Genomic DNA, 24,192 nt, shown 5'->3' with positions numbered 1-24,192 from the left:
CTTGGGTTCTCAAACCTTGATGCTGGTTTCGCGCTGGCGGGCTTGCAAGTGCTGACGCACCTTTGGTTGTACTTTCTATTCGCATTGTCTCTTCTCGCACGCCTCTAACACAGCCTTTCTTTCACTTTTATGTCTACACGCTTTACGGAAGTCTTCCCCATCCAGCCTGGTGCATTGCCACCGATCTACGCCTATCGCATCAAGGTTTCCTCGTCGGACGTACTTCATGCAGTGGGAGGTGGGATCCCATGGGCCATCCGTCGCAATACCGATTACGATGCTTCCTGGGTATGGTCAAAGGCATGTCGCCGCCTGCTAACTCCGTTTCAGGCTGATTCCTCAGACTTGGAGACTATTGCACGGGCCTGTCGCCGATCAGGCGATGACCGCTACCGAGACCTTCGTTCCATTACCGCTGATCCTGACTTCCAAGTTAGTGCTCGTGCTCAAGCCGATTTTATGGCATGGGGACAGTGGCACCAGATTAAGGGGAAGGTGCGATCGCGGCTCAATGACTCTGCCAGTAGGGTTGATCCGGTCCACATCCGGCGCTATTGCACCCGCACCCCGCATGTTGTTGATGGGCAGCCTGCGCTCCAGCTTTCTGTTCACAGCGAGGTGACCCACCAGGACCCGCTTATCACAATCTATGAGACGCAGCCTGACCTCGTACTTGAAGGGCTTGCAGTCAAGGATCGCACCAAATCGTATCGCCCGCTCAAAGGAACCATCGAGCACCAGCCAGGCTCACTGGGCGAGTACCGAGAAGACCTGCTGGACTATGGCCCCCCTGCGGCTATGCAGAAGGTCATTACAAATGCTTCTGACAAAACCCCCGTCGTTTCTGTTGTCCCATTTGGGACCGGGCAGCGCTCCTACAAATATGTGCTCGACGCACTGGATGTCATTGTACAGCCGCGCCATTACGATCAGCTCAACATCCCAACATCTGTCCAGAACAAACTGACCCTCTCCCCCGAAGAACGTGTTGCTCTCATCCAAAAGGCGGCCGCTCCCCTGCAGAACCGGGGCTGGCTTGACCAAGCTTACCGCGACCGTACTGCTGCCGATGTATTTGGAACTGCATCTGACTTGAGCTATCCACCCAAATTGCAGTTTGGAAGTGGATCATCCTCACGTGATAGCGAAGAGGTAAGCATATATGCGATTCGCAAACGGGGCGTCGTTACGCCGCCTTCTTCTGCTGATGATCGAGGAGCGTATATTCATGTCGTTGAAACGACTGACTCGCGTATTGGTGACGCACGCTCATCCTTCGGCAAAGAGTTCATCAAGGCCCTTGGGCACTTAGGTCTTCGGCTTAAAGTCGTCCCCCACACCATACCTGCGACAGAAGACGCGGTGCGGAAGACTGCTACTTCTATTGCACAGTCGGTGCCGACAAATAAGAATGGCTCTGAGAGTGAGTCTGGAGCAGATCAGGCCGTGGCAGATGGTGCCCTCTTCGTGATGCCGGACCGTCGGAGTGATCTCTATCGATGCTGGAAGCAAGCCACGGTGCAACGTGGTTTACCCAATCAAGTCGTTCAACACAACACACTCAATAACGAATGGGCAATTGACAACATCGCTTTGGGACTCGCAGCCAAAATGGGTGGCGTGCCGTACGTATTAAAAGAGCCGCTTCCATACACTGACCGCGTGGTAGGCCTTGATATTGGGCGACGCAAAAAGCAGCGCGCTGGGGGTACGATAAGTGTTGCGGCCTCAGCTCATCTGTATGCAGCAGATGGCCGCCTTTTGCAGTACTGTATTGAGGACGCAAGTGTAGAAGGGGAAACCGTTCCCCCACATATACTACGGCGCATTTTTCCTGAGGAGTTGTACGGCAAACGCCGTGTACTCATCCATCGCGATGGCCCATTTCGCGGACAAGAAGTTGAGACGCTTCAGGATTTGGCTAATGAGATGGATTCGACATTTCATCTTGTAGAGGTACGGAAACAGGGTGCAGCGCGGCTATACCAGCACAGCTCAGGCAATACCATTCAGGCCGCTAAAGGCGACTACTTCAAGTTGGACGACCACACGGCTTTCCTGGCATCCAGTCCGCCTCCCTCAAAGCGCTCCACGGCACGCCCGCTGCACATTAAAGTGCGTAGCGACGGGCTTTCGCTTGAAGAGGCCCTTCACTCTGTGCTTTCCTTGACACTGGTGCATCACGGCTCGGTGCGGCCCCCTCGGCTCCCGGTAACTCTTCACTATGCCGACCGCATTGCCGAACGACTCCAGAACGGTGTTCGACCACCCGACCGAACCGGGAATCGGCCATATTGGCTGTAAGGAGTGCTGAACGCCGACAGACCCATGTACCAGATAATCCTACCTACCTTGCTTTTCTCCCACGTCCGAGGTGCACCCGAAAAGCTGGACTGATGGCGACGGATTGCATCTCCCAGATTAGATTCCCCCAGCTTTTGGGGAGGCCTGCCGCTCATTCTACGTCTATCCCTCTGGACTCAAGGCGGCGCTTAAAGTGCTGTTTCGCGAACTCGTGCAACCCAAGCTTGAACGCGTCGAGTCCATCAGATGCCTGGGCAATTCGGGCGGCGTCCTTGATGCCAATGCATGCGGTAAATCCTGTGTGCCAATCACCCTCTCCTCTGTCAGGACGTCCTCGAAGCTCACACAGCCCATTGTCCCGGTCGAATTTAAATTTCAACTCGTCGGCGCTTAAGTCCACCTGAGTATCCCGCTGCATAATGAACTCGTACAATGCAACTTTGAACTCATCGCCGTTTTCGGTATGCTTGTGCAGTGTTCGGGCATCTCCATCACTTACGAATCCGATGTTCGGTCCGTAATTTGTGCGTCCGTGTGGGCCTAAAGGCGGGTCGTAGCGGTGCAATAGTTGGTAGACGCCGTCTCTTTTCTCATGGATGTATCGTAAGTTCTTAGCGATTGGTTTTTGCATCCGCTACCTGGGATTCAAGAATAGGAATAGCGAAAATGAACGGCGCCTGATCCGAACTCCAAGGGCGTGTATGCCGGTTAGGCATGATCCCGATTCGCCTTTTTGTAGAGCACATCGGTATCGGACGGCTATTCGGTAGCTTCAAGAGCCTCTTGAAGCGCAGCGCCCAGCGACGAGACCGACGGCGCCGCATCACCGTACGTGGCGATTTCCGTCTCGGGCACGTCCGGAGCTGCTGGCTTCACATGCTCAGGCCACTTGCTCTTGGGCACACCCTTTTGCTTGAGCGCGCGACGCTGCCGGCGTCGCTCGATCGTCGCCCTCGCTTCCTCTTGCGCCGCTTCCAACAGACCGACTGGTGCTTTCAGGGCTCCGGTGTCTTGGCCCCACTGCCACAGCGCCTCCGCATCGAGGTACGTGTTGATGCGTTGATCGGGCGTGGCCTCCTCCGGGATCAGCAGCCCTGCATCCAGCGGCGTGATGGGCACGGGAAGGTTCATCTGCTCGGGGAGCACTGCAACCAGCACAGCGTGGCGGTAGATGCCGCGCCACCGGCACCGGAGCGGTCGGATGGCTTTCATGAGTTGGCTTCCTGCCGCACGAAGCGACGTGGCATTGGTAGAACACTTCATCTCAAACAGCCGCACCGGACGGGCACTATCAGGGCCTGCTACCTCAACCGCGTCGATTTCTTTGAAGCAAGTGCGGTACTGTCCCGAACGCTTCAGGTACTCGTATCGGAGGATGCGGCGGGCTGACAGCGAGACGTGCCGATCCAGCCAGGCCCGAAACACCGCCTCCATCGCTCTGGACAACTTCTGCAGCGGAGAGGGGTCTAACGTATCGCGTAGGGAGCGATTCGTTTGTGCATAATAGGCACAGTGCGATCGGTAGTTGGCATCGTTGGGGCGGACAAAAGTGACGTTTCGCGTTTTCATGGCACAGAAGGGGTCGAGTCGGACAAGCAGCATTATGTTGCGCTGTATGTACTCGCGAGCACGCTGGGCCGGACATTGTGTGTCCACTGCGTTGCTCCTTGCTGTGTAAGGGAGTGCTCAACCACGCATGCACTGCGAATCCGATGCCACAGCCGTCGTTCGCTCTTCGTCATGTTCCTGCGAAGCTCCCGCGCCACCGGACGCAGGCTTTTATCTTGAGATAGCTTCCGCATCCTGCTGATCTTTATTGTGTCCGGAGCAGCCTAACGACGGCCTACCCTGATCCCTCCCCCTAAACCCCCCTCCTCTGAGGGGGGACCTAAGGAGTGCCCTCCCAATCCCTTCCTCCTCGGGGAGGAAGGTTAGGATGGAGGGGTCTTCTCACGGATGGGAATCTGAATCTACTCGTCCAGCAACCCATCCCGCAATAGCTTCAACGACGCGGTCTGTATCTTGAAGGACATCTTTCGACGTGAAGCGCAGCACCGTAATGCCCAGCGCTTCCAGATCCGCCTGACGAACCCGGTCGTGTCGGGTCACATCGGGGTATTCGTGTGTAAGGCCGTCTACCTCGATTGCAAGGCGCAGCGGGCGGCAGTAGAAGTCGACGATATACCGCTGAATAATGTACTGCCGTCGAAACGTAACGCCGTGTATCTGCTTCCCGCGAATCCGATGCCACAGCCGTCGTTCGCTCTTCGTCATGTTCCTGCGAAGCTCCCGCGCCACCGGACGCAGGCTTTTATCTTGAGGGAGTTTTCGCATCGTGCTTTTGGTCTTGTCGTTCGGCATGCGCGAGACGTTACCCAGAAGCCTACGCACTTCCCTCCCCCTAAATCCTCCTCTGAGGGGGACTTTGAGAACGCCTCCCCAAAGTCCCTTCCTCCTCGGGGAGGAAGGTTAGGATGGAGGGGATGCCGTTGAGTGCGAGTCTGGACCGACATGCATAGTCTCGACGCTTCAGTACCCGAGGCACACCCGGACACCCCCTGTCCGCCCACCCACCCCGCCCAGTACAACCACGCAGATCCCCCAAGGCATCCCGACATCTTCTTTTCCGTTAACAAATCCACAGCTGACCATGACCCAACGCGAACGCATCAGCCAGATCCTGAGCAGCCTGGAGCGTACCAACGAAAACCTGCTCGATCTATCCGACGACATCTGGCTCAGCATCGACCACAACGATCCGGATGAATTGGAAGCCGGTGTGGCCTTCAAGCAGGAGTACAATGCGGCGATGACCGAGTTTGCGCAGGCTGCCGAGCAGATCCAGCAGTTGATCACCGACTACACCAGCGTGGCTGCCGATGACGAGGCCACAGACCCCGATGTGGATGCCGAAGAGCACGACCGCATCATTCAGGAGCTTGATCGCTCACAGCGACACACGCTCGATGAGGACTTCCGCTACAAGCGTCCGTACGGGTTTGTGTTTGAAGGACGTGCCGCGAAGGACTTGCGGACCTGGCGGGCCGTGTACGAGCGCGTCATTCGGTTGCTGGCCCGCCTTGAAGGCGATGCCTTTGCGCGTATCGCTACGGATGAGGCGTTCGAGACCAACCGGGGCAACCGCATGTTCGCATCGTCGGGCGAAGGCATGCGGAAAGCACGCGAGGTGGTGCCCGGACTGTGGGTCGAACTGAACCTGTCGGCCAACAACATCCGCGACCGCATTGCACACCTGCTGGAGCACTTCGACTACGACCCGTCTACGTTCGTGGTGTACCTCCGCGAAGATCGTGATGCGGAGGGGTGATGGGGGCTTCAGCAATCAGGGCAGAAGAAACGCGTGCGCTTAGATACTCCCCCCAATCTTTTTCTCTGAGGGGGGACTTTGGAAATATGCCCCCACAGCTCCTTCCTTCCTCGGAGAGGCAGGTCAGGATGGAGGAGATCCTGACGGGCGCGAGTCCGCATTCGCTCGTTCAGTGCAGAGCCCGCAGGGACGTCAACCGCCGTCTGTATCCGGCAGAACATCGCTTGAGGGGCGACTAGCCGCAAACTTGGAGTGCGCGCTCGCATCCTCCTAACACACAACAGCCCGATCCATCGGGGATGGACCGGGCTGCTCCCGTCGAGGAAACCGTGCACGAACGCACATGCACGATGGATGGCCGTTACGCCGTTTCTGGATCGCTTGGCGTGGCCGCTGGAGCGCCGTCGCCTGCAGTCTGTGGAGCCGGGGCTCCATCGCCGCGGGGTGCGCCCGGCAGGGTAATGCTGGACCGATACTCGTCGAGCGTAAACGAGTCGACCTTCACGTACTGGGCCTTCGCGGCCTCGGCACGCTGCACCAGGTCGTAGTCGTCCTGGCTGATGATGCCCTTCTCAAGCGCTTCGTCAAGCAGCGCAAGCGGACGCTTCTTCGGCAGGTCGCCACTGCGCACCGCGTCTTTGATGGTCTGACCCACGTGGTAGGCCTCGCGGCTCAGCTCAAACGCATGCTCCAGCTGTCCGATCGGGTCGCTTGGGTCGGTGTTGGTGTACACGCCCTTCGTGAGCCACTCGCGGGCGCCGTCCTTCTGCTGGATGGCTCGCGCGATAGTGTGGCCAAGATCGTCAGACGGATCCGAACCGATCGTGTTGAAACGCGACCACGGCGCAATGATGCCGCGCAACGCCCACGTCAGTCCAGGCACTTTCAGGTTCGTATAGAGCCCTTCGAAGGCCTCCTCAATACGCGCGAACGCGAACTGCAGCGACCAGTGCAGGAACGGCTCCTGCTCTTTCGGACGCCCTTCTTTCTCGAAGCGTGCCAGCGTGGCCGTCGCCATGTACATCCACGAGAGCACATCCGCGAAGCGTCCGGTAATCTTCTCCTTCCGCTTCAGACCACCGCCGAGGGTCCCCATCGCCACGTCTGCCCAGAAGGCAAAGCTGGCCGAGGCCCATGCGAGCTTGCGGTAGTACTTCGCCGAGGGCCCGCTCACGGGCGACGGGGCCAGGCGGCCGCGGGTCAGGCTCAGCCCGAATGCCCGGAATCCGTTTCGGACCACGTGTCCGATATGGGGCCAAAAGGCTTTGTCGAATGCGTTTACATCGCCTTCCATGAGCGCTTCGATCTCTTTGAGCGCATACGGATGGCAGCGAATCGCGCCCTGTCCGAAGATCATCATGGTGCGGGTCAGGATGTTTGCGCCCTCTACCGTGATGCTGATCGGCACGCCGGTGTAGGCATTCGCCATCAGGTTTTTCGGGCCGCGCGAGATGCCGTTTCCGGCGAGCACGTCCATCGCGTCGTTGACCGCATCGCGCTGCAGCTCCGTAAACTGGTACTTCGCGATCGCGGAGACAACCGACGGCTTCTCGCCGTTGTCGACCGCGCCGTTGGTGTACTTGCGTGCAGCTTCGAGCATGTACGCGTAGCCCGACATGCGTGCCAGCGGCTCCTCGATGCCTTCAAACTTGCCGATTGGCAGTCCGAACTGCTCGCGCACCGCAGCATGTCCACCCGCCACACGGGTGCAGTACTTCACGCCACCGGTCGCCTGCGCCGGCAGCATGATGCCACGTCCGGCCGAGAGCGCATCCATGAGCATACCCCAGCCTTTGCCCGCACCGTCTTTGCCGCCAATAATCGCATCGATCGGCACGACTACGTCCTCGCCCTCGGTCGGGCAGTTGTAGAACGCAATGCCGAGCGGATCGTGGCGGCGTCCGAGCTTCACGCCGTCGAGGTCGGTCGGAACGAGGGCGCAGGTGATGCCGAGGTCTTCGCCCTTGCCGAGCAGGTTCTCTGGGTCATGCAGCTTAAAGGCAAGCCCGAGCACGCCCGCGATAGCGGCAAGCGAGATGTAGCGTTTCTTCCAGTTCAGGCGAATCTTCAGCTCGCCGTCCTCGTCGCGGAAGACCTCTCCGCTTGAGGTCATGGCGCCCGCATCCGACCCCGCATTGGGCTCGGTGAGCGCAAACGCCGGCAGCAGCTCACCGCTGGCCAGCTTGGGCAGGTAGTGGTCGCGCTGCGCCTCGGTGCCGTAGTGCAGGAGCAGCTCAGCCGGACCCAGCGAGTTCGGTACCATCACCGAAATCGACAGTGGCAGCGACCGCGTCCCCAGCTTCTCCACGACCGCGCTACGCGCCTCCGCCGAAAAGTCGAGTCCGCCATACGACTCCGGGATCAGCATCCCGAAAAAGCCCTTCTCCTTCAGATAAGCCCATGCCTCCTCTGGCAGGTCGCCACGCTGGTGGATCTCCCAGTCGTCGATCATCTCGCAGAGTTCATCGACCGGACCGTCGAGGAACGCCTGCTCCTTATCGGTCAGCTCTGAGAATGGCTGATCGAGCGTGTTCTTCAGATCCGGCTTGCCCGAGAACAGCTCAGCATCCATCCACACCGTACCGGCGTCGATGGCCGTCTGCTCGGTCTCTGAGATCGCCGGCAGGAATTGAAGCGCTTCCATCGTACGCATTACGGCTCCAGACAGAAGTCGGCGCAGCGGCGGTACGTTAAAAAGCGCTACCAGCGCCAGGTACGGAATCCAGACCGCCAGGCCTACGTCGGCGCCAAGCAGTCCAACAGCACCCGCGATCGCCCACGTCCAGAGCGGTGCTCCGGTAAACCCGAGCACAAAAGCAACGAGCACAACGCCCGCGCCGATGCCCCAGAGCGGGGCGGTGGCAAAAAATTCTACAAGTGGTTCCATAAGATCACCTCATTCGTAATCAGACAAGACAGCGACTCCCCTTTGCGCCCGGTTTTGAGCGCTTTGGCGTGCAGTTAACACCGTTAAGTTACAACACTAACATAGTTAACAGTGTTATGTTTTGCAAGAACTCCATTTTTGCATGCGCCAGGTCTTCTTTTTTATTGTAATGCACCGCGCCATCGAGCCGCGCTGTGCCCCTCTCGCCCGCCCCGGCTCGTAGGCGCTCCCTTCCCGCCCTGCTGCCAGCTCTCCGCGCGTCGGATGGGAGGCTTGTCTTCCCTGCCCCACCTCACGTTCTCCCTCCCCCATACGCCCGATCCTCCGGCGATTTTCACGGTGTGGGGTAGGGGCCTCGTTGCAGTTCGGCACGTCATCCAATAGGTTTTGTATCTTAACACGCGTGCCCGTATCGCCACGGGCCGCTTCGTCATTCTGTTTGGGCTGATCCGCTGCGCATCCCCCTATGGCAACCTCCACTAAGAAAGGCCGCACGCCGCTGATGCGGCAGTACTACAGCATCAAAGAGCGCCATCCGAAAGCCGTACTCCTCTTTCGCATGGGCGATTTCTACGAGACGTTCGACGAGGATGCGAAAACGGTGAGCCGCATTCTGGGGATTACGCTGACGACCCGCAACAACGGCGAGGCCGACGACGTGCCGATGGCAGGCTTTCCGCATCATTCCGTGGATAGCCACCTGCCCAAGCTGATCCGCTCGGGACTGCGCGTGGCGATCTGCGAGCAGATCGAGGATGCCAGCAGCTCAAGTGGCAAGGTCGTAGACCGCGACGTGGTGGAGGTCGTAACACCCGGCGTGTCGTTCCGCGACCAGCTGCTGAATCCGAAGCAGTCCACCTACGTGGCTGCCGTGCACTGGAACGGCGATACCGCCGGCGTATCCTTTCTGGATGCGACGACCGGCGAGTTTGCGGTGACGGAGATCGCCGCCCCGGATGTACTCCCGCTCTTGCAGTCCATTGCCCCCTCGGAGATCCTCGTCGACAAGCGCCAGAAGGGGCGCGTGCCCGATCGCATGGCGAAGGAGGTGGCCGTTACGCCGCAAGAGGACTGGGTTTTTGGCTATGACTTTGCCTATGAAACCCTCACGCAGCACTTCGACACGCACTCGCTAAAGGGATTCGGCGTGGAGCACATGGACACGGGGCTCGTGGCGGCGGGGGCAGTGCTGCACTACTTGCAGGAAACGCAGAAAGGCGCGGTGCCGCATATCCGGCGGATTCAGAGGTACGAGCAGGACGAGCACATCGCCCTCGATGCCGAAACCAAGCGCAACCTGGAGCTGGTGCGTCCCATGCAGGAGGATGCGGAGGGCGCGCTCATCGACATGCTGGATACGACGCAGACCCCCATGGGCGCGCGGCTCCTGCGCTCGTGGTTGGTGCGTCCGCTGCGCGACGTGGAAGCCATCCAGACACGACAAGACGCCGTAGCGCACTGGGTGGATGCGCAGACGGGCCGCGCCGATCTGCGTGAGGAGCTGGCACAGGTGGGCGACCTGGAGCGTCTCGCCAGCAAAGTAGCCACCGGACGCGCACGGCCCCGCGATCTCATTGCGATTAAGCTCACGCTCAAGCAGCTGCCGCGCCTCAAGCCGTTTGTCACGGATACCGGATGCGAAGCGCTGGCATCCCTGAACGACGCCCTGACGCTCTGCCCGGACGTGGTCGACCGCATCCAGGAAGCCCTCGTCGACGACCCGCCTGCGAAAATAAGCGAGGGCGGGCTCATCCGCGACGGCTACAGCGATGAGCTTGACGAACTCCGCGAGGTGGCCTCGTCGGGCAAGCAGTGGGTGGCCGATATGGAGCAGGAGGAGTCCGAGCGCACGGGCATTCCGTCGCTCAAAGTCGGGTTCAACAAGGTGTTCGGCTACTACATTGAGGTCACAAACACCCACACCGAGAAGGTGCCCGACCGCTACATCCGCAAGCAGACGCTGGTGAACTCCGAGCGCTACATCACGCCGGAGCTGAAGGAGTACGAGGAGAAGATCCTGACCGCCGAGGAGAAGATCGAGCAGCTGGAGCATGAGCTGTTCAACGAACTGCGCATGGTGATTGCCGAGTACACGCCGCGTCTCCAGGATAATGCGCATCAGCTGGCCCGTTTGGATGTGTTTGCGGCGCTGGCCCACGGCGCCGAGACGCACAACTACGTGCAGCCAACCGTGGACGACAGCCTCGTGATCGACATCGAGGCGGGGCGGCATCCGGTGGTGGAGCGCTCGCTGCAGGCCGGTGAGGCGTTCATCCCCAACGACGTCCGCGTGGATCCAGACACGCAGCAGGTGCTCATCATCACCGGACCCAATATGGCCGGGAAGAGCGTGGCGCTGCGTCAGACGGGGCTGATTGTGCTGCTGGCCCAGATCGGCGCGTTTGTCCCGGCGGATGCGGCACATATTGGCGTGGTCGATCGCATCTTTACGCGGGTGGGCGCCTCCGACAATCTGGCGGCGGGCGAGAGCACGTTTCTGGTCGAGATGAACGAGACGGCCAACATCCTGAACAACGCCACGTCGCGCTCGCTCATCCTGCTCGACGAGGTGGGCCGCGGTACGAGCACGTTCGACGGGCTGTCGATTGCCTGGGCGCTGGTCGAGTATCTGCACGAGCAGCCCGAGGTAGCTGCCCGCACGCTGTTTGCGACGCACTACCACGAACTGAACGCGCTGGCCGAGCGCCTGGATCGGGTGCGCAACTATCGCATCCAGGTGCAGGAGCACGACGGCGAGATCATCTTTCTGCGCAAGCTCGTAGCGGGCGGGGCCGACCACTCGTATGGCATCGAGGTGGCGCGTATGGCGGGGCTCCCCGACTTGGTCATCCACCGTGCCCGCGAGATTCTGGCGCACCTGGAGCAGCAGGACCTGGCGGTGGATACCGAGGGCACGGCGAATCCGGATGCTGCTGCCCCCGATGCCGACGAGGTGCCGGACATGGAAGACGGCGTGATGGGCCAGATGTCGCTTTTCCAGCAGGCGGACCCCAAAGCCGAAGCGCTCAAAGAAGCCGTACAATCCATCGACCCCAACCGCATGACGCCCATCGAGGCGCTCATGAAGATTGCAGAGCTGAAGGAGATGGTGGAGTAGGATTGGACACTTGGACGTGTGGAGGGACGAGCAGGCCGTCCGCTCTTGCGATGCTCAGCGTATCCCTTCTGGGCGGGGATCCAATAGAAAAATGCACGTCGTACCCAGAAACCGTTCAATTCGCTCAAAGACCGCTGGCATACGTCCCCATTTTTTGGTTATCTTACACTGATAGGACTTACGCAGTTGCCTAATAATTTTTGTAGTTTCAAGTTATCCACGCTTTACAATGCCGATTTAAGGTCTCCCGATGAATCCTCCCAAAGTCGACGACCTCGACTACATCCACTTTCTGATTGCCGCGCAGAAGGAGTTTACCTGCACCGAAGCGTCCCGCTCGTATCCCAAAGGGAAGAATGCTCCGGCGCACGACGCCTTCACCCGCCTGTTGCAGAGACGGCCTCCAGATACGGAGGCGTTGTGGCAGGAAGCGGAGCCGGTCGTGGAAAAAGACGAGGGACTGTTGATCTTCGACGATACGACGTTGGATAAGCCCTACGCCAACAAGATTGAGCATGTTACCTGGCACTGGAGCGGCAAGCACAAGGATGTGGTCAAAGGCATCAATTTACTGACGCTTCTGTGGCGGGGCTCCTCGAATCCGTCGTTGCCTGAGCAGTTGGAAGAGGAGCAGTTGGAAGAAGGGCAGTTGGAGGAAGAAAAGCAGGAGCCCCACGTGCCTTGTGACTTTCGTCTCTACGAGAAAGACGGGAAGACGAAGAACGAGCACTTTCGTGAGATGGCCGCCACCGCCGCTGAACGAGGGTTTGAGCCCAAACACGTCCTGTTCGACAGCTGGTACAGTGGGTTGGACAACCTAAAAACGGTTCGAGATCTGGGATGGACATTTCTCACGCGGCTGAAGAAAAACCGGAAAGTCAATCCCGACGACACCTTCAACCGACAGATTCAGGAGATTACCATTCCCGAAGCGGGACGGACGGTGCACTTGAAGGGATTCGGCTTTGTCAAGGTCTTCCGGACCGTCTCCACAGACGAAGACGCGGAAGATGCCAACGCGGAAGATGCCAACGCGGAAGATGCCAACGCGGAAGATGCCAACGCGGAAGATGGGGGCACGCAAAAACTGCAATACTGGGCGACCAACGACTTGGAGATGCCCGAAGCGAAGCGCAAGCAGCTTGCACGCCGCGCCTGGGGCGTAGAGACCTATCACCGCAGGCTCAAGCAATATTGTGGGGCCGAGCGCTCGCAATGCCAGAGCATCCAGGCGCAGCACAATCACATTCAGATGTCGATCCGCGCTTTTTTGCGGCTGGAACTACACCGCGTGGAGACAGCGATCAGCTTCTACGAGTCAAAAACGGCCATCATTCGGGAGGCCATCCGGGCCTATTTGACGGATCCAACTTACATCCTACCCTCAAGTGCGTAACTCCTAACTGATACATCAGCCACTCCTCATACGCTCTCTTACACGCTCTACTGTGCCTATGTCCAAATCAAGTGCCTCCCTTCCCGATACCTGGTCGCGCATTATGATTCCGTGGGTTGAGCCCGTCATCGACAGGGGACGCTGGCCCATCAAGCGCATCCAGAATGAATCTGTAACGGTGCGCACTGGCATCATTGTGGACGGCCACGACGAGATCGCAGCTGAGCTGGCCTATCGCCACGTAAGCAGCGACACGGTCCACACCGTGCGGCTTGAGCCGGTAGGCAACGACACTTACACCGCCTCCTTTACTCCGACGCAGCTGGGCGACTACACGTACCAGGTGCGTGCTTGGCTCGACCGTTTTGGCACCTGGCAAGACCAGTTTGAGCGGCGCGTCACCGGCGGCTCGCCCCAGGAAGAGATCGATAGCGAACTGCACGATGGAGCGGCCTTGCTGCGGCGCACGGCCAATGCAACAGCAGACGACCACGTGGCTGAGCGCCTCCGCACTGCTGCTGCGGCGTTTGAGGCGGGCGACATCGACCGGGCGCTGAACCCGGACCTGCTTGCGGTGGTGCGCGCGCATGCCCCTCGCGACATGGAAGCGCGCAGCCCGGCCCACGAACTGGTTGTAGACCCGCGCCTGGCACGCGAGGCCGCATGGTACGAATTCTTTCCGCGCTCGGCCAGTCCGACGGAGGCACATGCCACGTTCGATGACGCCGCCAAGCTGCTTCCGCGCATCCGTGAAATGGGGTTCGATATCGTCTACCTCCCTCCCATCCATCCCATCGGCGAGACCAACCGCAAAGGCAAAGACAACGCCCCTACTGCCGAACCCGGCGATGTAGGGAGTCCCTGGGCGATCGGCGGATTTCTGGAGGACGGGTCGCGTGGGGGACATAAGAGCGTACACCCCGAACTGGGTGGCATGGCGGCGTTTGAGCGCTTTGTGGATGCCGCCAACGCGGTCGACCTCGAGGTCGCGCTCGACGTTGCGTTTCAGTGCTCGCCCGACCACCCGTACATCGAGGAGCACCCCGAGTGGTTCTATCAGCGCCCCGACGGCTCGATCCGGTATGCCGAGAACCCGCCCAAGAAGTACGAAGATGTGCACCCGCTCAACTTTGAGTGCGACGACTGGCAGGCGCTCTGGATGGAGCTAAAAAGCGTGTTTGAGTTCTGGATCGAGCGGGGCGTCACGATCTTCCGCGTCGACAATCCGCACACGAAGGTCATGCCGTTCTGGACCTGGTGCCTGCGCGAGCTTCGCAAAGAAACTCCGGAGCTCATCGTGCTGGCGGAAGCGTTTGCCCGGCCCAATACCATGTATAGCTTAGCCAAGCTCGGCTACAGCAACTCGTACACGTACTTTACCTGGCGCAACACCAAGCACGAGCTGGAGAACTACGCCCGTGAGCTCTTCCATACCGAGAAGACCGAATACTACCGCCCGAATTTCTGGCCCAACACGCCCGACATCCTCCATGACGAGCTCGCCCATGGCGGACGCCCCAAGCACAAGAGCCGGTTCGTGCTGGCGGCTACCCTCTCGCCCGTCTATGGCGTGTACGGACCGCCCTACGAGCATGTCGATAATCGCCAGCATCCCGACCGCGAGGAGTACGCGTACAACGAAAAGTACGAGATCCGGACGTGGAACTGGAACGACCCGACCTCGCTGCAGCCATTCATGAAGCGCGTGAACCGTGCCCGTCAGCATAATCCGGCGCTCCGACAGATGCGCAATATCACGTTCCTGGAAACACGAAACGACCGGCTCATCGCCTATGTGAAATGGACCGATGACAATGCCATCTTGGTCGTGGTTAGCCTCGATCCCTACCACGAACAGTACGGCGAACTGGTCGCTTCGCCCGAACAGCTACACATTGCGCCCACCCACCGGTTTACCGTGCACGACGTGCTGAACGAGGCGGCTTATGAGTGGAGCGGACATGAGCACTTTCTGCACCTTACCCCCGAACAACCCGCACACATCTTCCGCATTGAATCGTCGTCGCACCCCTGATGGGTTTACCGGTAGCTGGTTTGCTACTGGTCTGCGATAGCGTTGCTTTGGTGAGCATGCCCTGATAACGTGCCCTGATAACGTGCCCTGATAACGTGCCCCATTAGCGCGCTACCGACAGCCACGCTTCAGGCGTGCTCTGGCTACATCAGCCTGCGCGCCCGCAATGCAGAGGCATGCCTTTCGCATCCCTCTTTACCTGCTGTATTCATTCGTATACCTACGTGCTTCTATGCCCGACTCCTTTCTCTCCGATCCGCTGTGGTACAAAGACGCCGTAATCTACGAGCTGCACGTGCGGTCATTTTATGACTCGGATAACGACGGCTTCGGCGACTTTGAAGGATTGCGCGAGAAGCTCCCCTACCTGGATGCCCTGGGCGTAAACACGCTCTGGCTGCTGCCTTTTCTGGAGAGTCCGCTCAAGGACGACGGCTACGACACCGCCGACTATTTCAAGGTGCTCCCGATTCATGGCGACCTTGACGACTTCAAGGCGTTTATGGAAGAGGCGCACGACCGCGGCATGCGTGTCATCACCGAACTGGTGCTGAACCACACCTCCGACCAGCACCCGTGGTTTCAGGAAGCGCGCAACCCCGCGTCCGATAAGCACGACTGGTACGTCTGGAGCGAGACGGACGACAAGTACGAGGACGTCCGCATCATCTTCACCGATACCGAAGACTCAAACTGGACGTGGGACGCAAAGGCGCAGAAATACTACTGGCACCGCTTCTTTAGCCATCAACCCGACCTGAACTTCGACAACCCCGAGGTGCGGGCCAAGATGAAGGAAGTCATGTTCTTCTGGCTCGACATGGGCGTTGACGGGCTCCGGTTGGATGCGGTGCCGTATCTCTATCAGCGGGAGGGCACGAGCAGCGAGAATCTGCCCGAGACCATCGCGTACGTGAAGGAACTGCGCGCGGCGATCGAAGAGCGCTACGGACCCGGCAAAGTCATGCTGGCCGAGGCCAATCAGTGGCCTGAAGATACGCTGCCTTATTTTGGCGAAGACGACGACGGCACCAGTACGGGGGTGCAGATGGCGTTCAACTTCCCCATCATGCCACGCCTGTTTATGGCACTGCGCCGCGAAAACCGGCGTCCCTTCGTGGAAATGCTCGAACGCACCCGCGGCATCCCCAACGACGCACAGTGGGCCATCTTCCTGCGTAACCATGACGAGCTCACCCTCGAAATGGTGACGGATGAGGAGCGCGATTACATGTACAACGAGTACGCCGCCGACGACCGCTTCCGCATCAACGTAGGCATCCGGCGCCGCCTTACGCCGCTGCTTGAAGGCGAACGCAAACGCATCGAGCTGATGAACGCCATCCTGTTCTCGCTCAAAGGCAGCCCTGTCATCTACTACGGCGACGAAATCGGGATGGGCGACGATCCGTTCCTGGGCGACCGCAACGGCGTGCGCACCCCTATGCAGTGGAGCCCCGACAAGAACGGCGGCTTCTCGCGCGCACCGCATCATAAGCTGTTCATGCCGCCAATCAACCGGGGCGAGTATGCGTTCGATGTGGTCAACGTGGAAGATGCCAACAACGACCCGCACTCGCTCTTGCACTTCATGCGCCGCCTCATCGCGCTGCGCCAACAGCACAAGGAGGTATTCGGACGCGGCTCGTTCGAGCTGCTCCCGGTCGACAACCCAAGCATCCTGGCGTTTGTGCGCGAGCACGAAGGTACGTCGATTCTCGTATGCGCCAACCTGTCGCGCTACGCCCAGCCGGTCGAGCTCCCGCCTCATTCGGCCTTTGCGGATACGGTGCCCGTGGAGCTCTTCGGACAGTCCGCGTTCCCCGCCTTTGAAGACGGATCGCCTTACCCGGTGATGCTGAGCCCGCATAGCTTCTACTGGTTCAAGCTCGTCTCGCAAGAGGAACTCGATCGTCGCGACCTGTCAGAGCCCGAGCCCTCCGAGACGTCTCATATGAACTCGAACCTGCCGGTCTTCTCGGTGAGCGAAGGTCTGCAGAACGTGCTGATTCCGACCATGGCGCGGGGGCAACATCCCGAACGCTTTGCGGAAGAGCTCCCCGAGTTCTTGCAGGCCCAGCGCTGGTTCGGATCCAAAAGCAAGCGCATCGACCGTGTTGAGGTCGAAGATGCGCTCCGGCTCGATACCGACCCGGTCGTCTACCTCTCTATCCTGCGTGTGCATCGCGGCGACAGCTCCGAGCTGTTTACCCTCCCGCTCACGACGCTTCCCGGCAAAGAGGGCGATGCACTCCTCGAAGAGCATCCCGATGCCGGCATTATCTGGCTGAATACCGACGCCCAAGACGAGCACCTGCTCGTGTACGACGCCAGCGTCACCAGCGACTTCTGGACGACGCTCTACCGCTGGTGGAGCGATGACGGGCGCGGGCGCTCGCTGCAGGGCGTGTACGAGGCCGAACGCACCAGCACGCTAAAGACGGCCAAGCCGGAAACGATTCACCTTTTCTCGGGCGAGCAGAGCAATTCGTCTGCTGTCGTGGGCGGACGCCATTTTGTGAAGCTCTATCGCCGCCTCGAAGAAGGTATACACCCGGAGAAAGAGCTCCTCGATCACCTGACCAAGCACGACTTCAGCTTCACCCCGGAGCTGCATGGCACGATCGACTTCCGCCATGGTAACGACACGTACACGCTGGGCGTGGTGCAGGAGGCCCTGCCCGCGGAAGTAGACGGCTGGACGTACGCGCTGCAGTCCTCGCGCCGGTTCTTAGAGCGGGTAGCGCAGACCCCGCTGCCAGAAGATGCCACGCGTCCCCCGTTCTTTGGCCCCACGCACGACCTCCACCCGCCGGTCTGGATGGAGAACGTGGCCCCCGAGCTGCTCTCTCTCGCCGAAATGCTCGGGGTACGTACCGCCGAGATGCACCAGACGCTGGCCGAAGGCACCTCCAACGCGCTCAAGCCGGTGCCTGCCCCCGACGATATCGGGCAGCAGCTTTACACGCGTGTCTGGGACGAAGCCGAAGAGACGCGCTCCCTTCTCGAAGGCGCCAACGCGCCGGATGTCGACATCGACTGGGATGCGCTCCAGAAGCAGCTCAAGTCGGTTGAAGACCTGCCCACCAACTGCGCACACATTCGCCTGCACGGCGACTATCATCTCGGGCAGATCTTGCGGGCAGATGGGGAGTTTTACATCCTCGACTTTGAAGGCGAGCCCGCCCGCTCGCTTGAAGAGCGGCGCCAGCGCTACAACGCGCTGCGCGACGTGGCTGGCATGCTCCGCTCCCTCGAATACGCGGTGCTCTCCTCCTGGAAACGCTACGACGGCGACGACCCGCACGCTACCGACTGGGTCAACGCCCTGCTCCGGTGGCTCAACGTCACCTTCCTGGATGCCTATGCCGATACCGCCGACCACGACGACTTCCTGATGCCACGCGAGTCGCGCTATCTGTACCTGTGGGCCTACCTCCTTGAGAAAGCCCTCTACGAAGTCCGCTACGAGCTCAACAACCGCCCGTCGTGGGCCTGGCTGCCGCTACGCGGACTGCAGCGCCTGCTCAGCACCGCTAACGAAGCCGCCGAGGCGTTCACGAACGGCGCAACCGCCGACGAACGCGAGGCATCGTCGTTTTCCGATGCGTCGTCGCCCCGGTCGTAAGGGCTTTCTGCTCTTCAGACTCCGTCCCCGCTGCTGAACGCTACGTCTGCCGGAGGGCCCGCGCCTGCAGGGCGCTCCGGTCGACTTTCATCGAGCGGGGCAGGTCGTCGGGCCAGAGCAGGTAGCGGTCGGGATGCTTAAACCGGGCCAGGCGCCCCTGCAGTCCGCTCCGGTAGCAGCCCGGCGCGAACGCCGTTCCAGGCGCCGGCTCCACAAACGCCACCGGACGCTGCCCGAACTCATCATCAGGCACGGGCACGACCGCTGCACGTGCTACCTGCGGCAGTGCCTCCAGCGCACGCTCTACTGTTTCCGGCTGGATGTTCTCCCCGCCCGAGATAAACTGATGATCTACCCGCCCGGTAACGTGCAGAAAGCCAGACTCGTCTACATGCCCTACGTCGCCGGTCGGCAGCCACCCGTCCGCATCGAATGGACAGTAGCGGCCCTCGGGCGTCAGGTACGCCTGGCAGCGCGTAGCCCCACGCACCAGGATCTCACCCGTCGGCCCCACGCGCACCTCGCGATAGGGCAACACACGTCCCGCCGTCGCCAGCACCTCGCGGGGGGCGTTCGGCGGCGTGGTGGTAATCTGTGAGGCCATCTCGGTGGATCCGTACGTGGTGTGCACGGGCCATCCGCGGGCGTGTGCCTCGTCGAGCAGCGCCTCGGGCACCGGTCCGCCCCCGATGAGCAGCCCGCGCAGCACCCGGGGCGGACCGCCATCGGTGGCGCTGAGCACGCGCTTCAGCTGCGTAGCCACGAGCGAGCCATGCGTGATGCGTCGCACCGCCCAGTCGCGCACCGGGTCATCCAGGATCGCAACCGATGCCCCGGCAAGTGCTGCCCGTATCGCAATCGCCAGCCCGCCAATGTGGTAGAGCGGCAGCGACAGTGCCCAGCAGTCCGTAGCGCGCAGCGGCAGCATCCGGGCGGCCCCGCGTGCGCTGTACAGATGTGCCCGCCACGCATGCACCACCCCTTTGGGCCGCCCCGTGCTACCCGACGTAAAGATCACGGTCGCATCCCCTTGCATGCTAATGGTCTGCGAGCACGAAGCCTGTACCGGTATGGTTCTGGAGGATGCGGAGCGTCGTGCCCTGCTGGCATTCGGTCGCGGTTCAAGCCCAATCGGATGCACGGTGCAGGAGGCCGTCTCGGGAAGCGCGTCGCTCGTCTCCGCCAGGCAGACCCTCGCGCCCACCATGTCCAATGCATCGGCGCGTTCCTCCGGAGTCCAGCGCTGGCTCACAGGCACCACACACCGCCCCGCGCGCCAGCATGCCCAGAGCCACGCCACCGTCGACACCGTGCGGCGCGGCAGCATCCCGATGTAGCGCCCCGCCAGCTCCGGATCGGTCTGCAGCACATGCTGGGCCCTGCGGATGCGCCGCTCCAGATCCGCGTATGTCCACGTCTGGTCGGTGCTCGTTACAGCAGGCGCTGCGGGACGGTAACGTGCGTTCAGCGCAACAGGGCACGGAAGGGCAACCATGGTCGGTTGAGGCATTGGGGGTACAGGTAAGCGGGCATACACGCACGCAGAAACAGCCGCTACGCTCCATCAGTCGCGATAACCTCACAAAACGCTGCGGCTCGGAGCGTCGGTTCGCTCTTCTGTGTGCCCCACCATGGCAGCCCGCCCACCATGGCAACCCGCCCCGAACAGCAACGCGTGAGATTGCGTCGTCCTGCGCCCTCGCAACGACAAGGCGAGGGATTCTTCCGAGGTTGTCATCGCGAGGAGGAAGCGCGAGCGACGGACCTGGCGATCTTCGCGTCCCACTATGGCAACCCGCTCCGCGCTGTGCCTGCAGGTGTGTGCCAGACGGGTACGGGGACGCTGAGATCCTTCTGCCTGCGGTGTCAGGAGGACTTGTGGTGGAAGCAGATGGGTAAACTTGATGGGCTTCCCTGACTCCATGCATGACCTATTCGCTACAGATTCCCCTCTTACCGGCGCAGCCGGAAAGGAGGGGCCGAAGGGCGGGGTGGTCCTTCGCCCCATAAAGATCCCGGATCTTCGCTCACGGCAACAATAGCCGGTTCGGAGACTCGGACTTCCTACCTTCATGAGTGGGGAGCTTGCACTTAATCACTTCTTGATTGTACGTTAATCTACGTAGTGCCAGGTCCGCATACTTGCTTCGCTGACCGCGCATTCCCTACGCTCTGCCTGCCACCCTCTTTCTGTGCCCTATGGCTTTCCGCTACGCTTCACTGGCTGCGTGTTGCAGCCTTCTCGTTCTACTGGCCCCCCTCCTTTCCCCTGCCCCCGCCCTTGCGCAGGACCTGCAGATTGATGCCCAGAAGAACGTACTTGACAACGGCGTCACCGTGCTGGTCTGGGAGCGCGAGGCCGCCGACCGCGTCGGGGCACGCACGTTCTACCAGGTTGACATCGCCGCGGAGCGTCCCGGCACGGTTGGCCTGACCCACATGTTGGAGCATTTCCTGTTCATGGGCTCCGACCGTACAGGCACCGACGACTGGGAAACGGAAGATGCCCTCGCACGCGAGGTAGAGCATCTGAACCGGGCAGTGAACGACGAAAAGAACCGTCTGAAGGATTGCATGCGCCAGCGAAGTGTCTTTGCAGAGATCGAGCGCGACTGCCGCACCCCGCGGCTCGACTCGCTGCAGCAGCGCCACAACGCACTTGCCGCACAGCAAAACGCGATGGCCAGCGCCATTGACTTCGACATCGTCTACCACAGTGCGGGCGGCACCGGACTCACTGCTTCGACCGGACGCGACTGGATGAAGTTCGACATCGACCTGCCTGCCGATAATCTGGAAACGTTCATGTGGATGGAACGCAGCCGCATCGAGCATCCGGTCTTTCGGTTTTTTGAGGAGGAACGCGAGGTCGTGGTTGACCAGATTCGCCGCCAGGACAACCGGCCCGATGGCCCGTTTGAACGCGTGCTGCGCTCCATGACATACGACGCGCATCCGTACGGGTGGGCTCACTGGTTCAGCGATCTGGAGAAGGCCACCCGCGAAGACCACTGGGAGATCTTCCACGAGCACTTTATCCCGCAGAACCTGATCATCACCATCGTCGGCGACGTGGAGGCCACCACGGTGTTCGACCTGGCCGAGCGGTACTGGGGCGGCTGGCAGCCCGGGCGCCCCTCTCCGCGCCTGCGTACCGTTGAGCCGGTGCCTGTAGGCGAAAAACGGCTCACCGTGGAGGCCAATGCCGGTCCGGCACTCGTTGTACACGTACCCATGCCTGCAGTCGGTCATGACGACAGTCCGGCGTTCGACGTGCTCGCGGAGCTGCTTCGGGGCGAGGCGGGGCTACTGCATGAGCAGTTGGTCGAAAGCAGCGGGGTCGCAGTTTCGGCGGAGGCGTCAACCTGGCGCTCGAAGTACCCATCGCACTTTACGATCCGCGTCGAAGCCACCAACAACGAGGCACTCGCGGATGTGGAACGTGAGGTTTTTGCGGTCTTGGATCGCCTCGCCGCAGGCTCTGTAGACGACGCTCGCCTGCGCGGCGCAGCGCAGCGCCTTCGCCTCGACATGGCGCGCAGCTTCGAGGCCATCGGGCCAAGTGCCGTGCACTTAGGGAGCATGGAGGCAATCCACACCTGGGACTACTACAACGACCTGCCCCATCTGTGGAACGCCGTCACAGCGGCAGAGCTTGCCGCCGTCGTGGGGCGGTACTTTGCCCCTGACATGCGCACAATCGGGGTGCTTCGCCGGGCGACAGATGAGCAGGCGGCAGAATCGGCCCACGCTCTCGATGCGCACGATGCCGCCCCCTCCACCGCAGCGGCACAGACCACCTACGACCGAGAGCGTCCGGGACTGCGCCCTGGCGGAGACCGTCCTGACACCGCGTATCGCGTTGAAGCTGGTAGCGAGGCTCCAGAAGGCGACCGCCACCTGCGTAGGAACGAGGTGCATCGTCAGGCCGCATCGAAACGGGCGGTGGACACAACCGACGTGTCGCATCCCTCTGCATTTCCTGTGGACGTGCGGGCGGTGGCCGAGCAGCCCTGGTACAGCCCGCCGTGGATGGCCGCCACACGTCCGGCGCGCTTTGCCGATGCGCTGCCGGTGGCGCATCACTCGGAGCTCGACGTGTCTGTTGCGCCGTTTACGTACCCGGACCCCGAAGCGTACCGGGTCGCCCTGCCTCTTGAATCGGAGGCGTATGTGGTTGAGAACGCCCTGCTCCCCATGGTGCAGGCCACCGCGTATGTGGATGCCTCGACGCGACACGACCCGGCCGGTCAGGGCGGACTCGCAGCGCTGACGGCCCAGGCGGTGCGTCATGGTGGCACGCCCGCGATGCCTGCAGAGGCGATCAACGAGCAACTGACCGCGCTGGGCGCGTCGATCACGGTGGAGGTCGACGAGAACCAGACCCAGTTTCATCTGGTCGCGCCCGCAGCAGAAGCGCCTGAACTGATCGGACTGCTGGGCTCGATGCTGGTGGAGCCGGCTTTTCCTGATGCTGCGGTTGCCGAGCAGCGCAGCCGGCTGGCTGATGCCACCGACCGCGCCCGTGGGGCAGCCTCGGTGCAGGTGCGCCAGCGCTTTCTGGAGACGCTGTATGGCGACGATCATCCGCTAACCCGGTTTGCGACCTCCGCGACGGTTGAATCGATTGATCGGGAGGCGGTGCGGGTCTTCCACAACCGGCATTACGCTCCGTCGTCGCTCCGATGGGCGGTGTCGGGAGCGATTGATGCGGAAGAGGTGGCACGTGCGCTGCAGATCACGTCCCGCTCAGAAGCCGACCCGGAAGCTGAACCGACGGTGGATGCTCCGGAGGCGTTGCCTGCAGCAGGACGCATGGTGGTTACCGACGAGCTGGAGACGCGCCAGGCGCACGTCATGATCGGGTTTCCCGGAATCGAGGGCCTGCCTGAGGACCATGCCGCGCTGGAGCTGATGCATTACAATCTGGCAGGCGGTGGCTTTCTTTCGCGGATGATGCAGCTGTTGCGCGTTGAGACGGGCATTACGTCGGCGCTCTACGGCGAGGTGGAGCCGGGACAGGGCGTGGCCAATCCGTATCTATTCCGGTTTAGCGGAAATCCCGAGACGATTGCGCGGGGCGTGCGCCTGGCGCTTGAAGAAATCGAGGCAATGTACGAGGACGGCGTGACCGAGGAGGAGTTGGAGCGAGCGCGCACGGCCTACCTCGCCGGTAATATCGCTGCCTCGTACGACACGCCGCACAAGACGGCCTCGCGCATGGCGCATAAGGCGCTCTTTGGGCGCTTCGCGTATCAGTCGCCACAATACATGCACTTCTATGCGGGGGATGCGGCGTTTCGTGATGCGTTGGAGACGGTCACTGTTGAGGAGGCCAACGCGGCCGCGCGGCGCTACCTGGATCCCGAAAACATCACGATTACCGTACTCGGCCCGCTCGACACAATCCGCACGCACGCTTCAGATGAGGAACGGATGCTTTTGGAGCTGGACTGATCCAGGACTGGGCGGGCTGGCCCTGGGTCGGGGAAAGAC

General features: G+C 61.1%; 13 protein-coding genes. 7 read left to right on the top strand and 6 right to left on the bottom strand.

The genetic code is table 11. The features are described 5' to 3' along the window. Window positions 1-129: 129 nt before the first annotated feature. The gene (locus ACZ48V_RS08210) at window positions 130-2,304 is read left to right on the top strand and encodes a Piwi domain-containing protein (protein ID WP_464538267.1); all 2,175 of its coding nucleotides are present in this window, start codon (window positions 130-132) and stop codon (window positions 2,302-2,304) included. A gap of 151 nt (window positions 2,305-2,455) precedes the next feature. Here the strand turns inward: ACZ48V_RS08210 and ACZ48V_RS08205 are convergent, their stop codons facing one another. The 4 genes from ACZ48V_RS08205 to ACZ48V_RS08190 form a co-directional block, all read right to left on the bottom strand. Then, complete coding sequence (locus tag ACZ48V_RS08205) at window positions 2,456-2,935, bottom strand: hypothetical protein (RefSeq protein WP_464538266.1); 480 nt, start codon at window positions 2,933-2,935, stop codon at window positions 2,456-2,458. Window positions 2,936-3,063: 128 nt separating this feature from the next. Beyond that, window positions 3,064-3,873 carry a hypothetical protein gene (locus ACZ48V_RS08200; RefSeq protein ID WP_464538265.1) on the bottom strand — a complete coding sequence of 270 codons (810 nt, stop codon included), beginning with the start codon at window positions 3,871-3,873 and terminating at the stop codon, window positions 3,064-3,066. A 32-nt stretch (window positions 3,874-3,905) separates the two neighbouring features. Continuing rightward, window positions 3,906-4,106: a DUF559 domain-containing protein gene (locus ACZ48V_RS08195; RefSeq protein ID WP_464538264.1), complete on the bottom strand. Its 201-nt coding sequence runs from the start codon at window positions 4,104-4,106 to the stop codon at window positions 3,906-3,908. Window positions 4,107-4,254: 148 nt separating this feature from the next. Then, window positions 4,255-4,638, bottom strand: coding sequence for an endonuclease domain-containing protein (locus tag ACZ48V_RS08190; protein WP_464538263.1), 384 nt, complete (start codon window positions 4,636-4,638; stop codon window positions 4,255-4,257). 316 nt (window positions 4,639-4,954) lie between these two features. Here ACZ48V_RS08190 and ACZ48V_RS08185 point away from each other — a divergent pair, with 316 nt between their 5' ends. Further along, entirely contained in the window at window positions 4,955-5,632 is a 678-nt protein-coding gene (locus ACZ48V_RS08185) for a hypothetical protein (protein ID WP_464538262.1), read from the top strand. A gap of 361 nt (window positions 5,633-5,993) precedes the next feature. Here ACZ48V_RS08185 and ACZ48V_RS08180 read toward each other — a convergent pair whose 3' ends face one another. Then, window positions 5,994-8,519, bottom strand: a complete 2,526-nt coding sequence (locus ACZ48V_RS08180) for an acyl-CoA dehydrogenase (protein WP_464538261.1) — start codon at window positions 8,517-8,519, stop codon at window positions 5,994-5,996. A gap of 466 nt (window positions 8,520-8,985) precedes the next feature. Here ACZ48V_RS08180 and mutS point away from each other — a divergent pair, with 466 nt between their 5' ends. From mutS to treS, 4 genes are all read left to right on the top strand, one after another. Then, window positions 8,986-11,637, top strand: a complete 2,652-nt coding sequence (gene mutS, locus ACZ48V_RS08175; protein WP_464538260.1) for a DNA mismatch repair protein MutS — start codon at window positions 8,986-8,988, stop codon at window positions 11,635-11,637. A 250-nt stretch (window positions 11,638-11,887) separates the two neighbouring features. Continuing rightward, entirely contained in the window at window positions 11,888-13,033 is a 1,146-nt protein-coding gene (locus ACZ48V_RS08170; RefSeq protein ID WP_464538259.1) for a transposase, read from the top strand. A gap of 58 nt (window positions 13,034-13,091) precedes the next feature. Beyond that, complete coding sequence (locus tag ACZ48V_RS08165; protein ID WP_464538258.1) at window positions 13,092-15,068, top strand: alpha-1,4-glucan--maltose-1-phosphate maltosyltransferase; 1,977 nt, start codon at window positions 13,092-13,094, stop codon at window positions 15,066-15,068. Window positions 15,069-15,300: 232 nt separating this feature from the next. Next, window positions 15,301-18,696 carry a maltose alpha-D-glucosyltransferase gene (gene treS, locus ACZ48V_RS08160; RefSeq protein ID WP_464538257.1) on the top strand — a complete coding sequence of 1,132 codons (3,396 nt, stop codon included), beginning with the start codon at window positions 15,301-15,303 and terminating at the stop codon, window positions 18,694-18,696. A 40-nt stretch (window positions 18,697-18,736) separates the two neighbouring features. On the opposite strand, the gene menE is transcribed toward treS, so the two are convergent. Further along, a complete protein-coding gene (gene menE, locus ACZ48V_RS08155) occupies window positions 18,737-20,206 on the bottom strand; it encodes an o-succinylbenzoate--CoA ligase (RefSeq protein ID WP_464538256.1) in 1,470 nt (489 codons plus the stop codon). A gap of 689 nt (window positions 20,207-20,895) precedes the next feature. Here menE and ACZ48V_RS08150 point away from each other — a divergent pair. Then, complete coding sequence (locus ACZ48V_RS08150) at window positions 20,896-24,153, top strand: M16 family metallopeptidase (RefSeq protein ID WP_464538255.1); 3,258 nt, start codon at window positions 20,896-20,898, stop codon at window positions 24,151-24,153. Window positions 24,154-24,192: the final 39 nt, after the last annotated feature.

It is taken from the genome of Longimonas haloalkaliphila (assembly GCF_055379825.1).
This window is presented reverse-complemented; position numbering and strand designations above follow the sequence as displayed.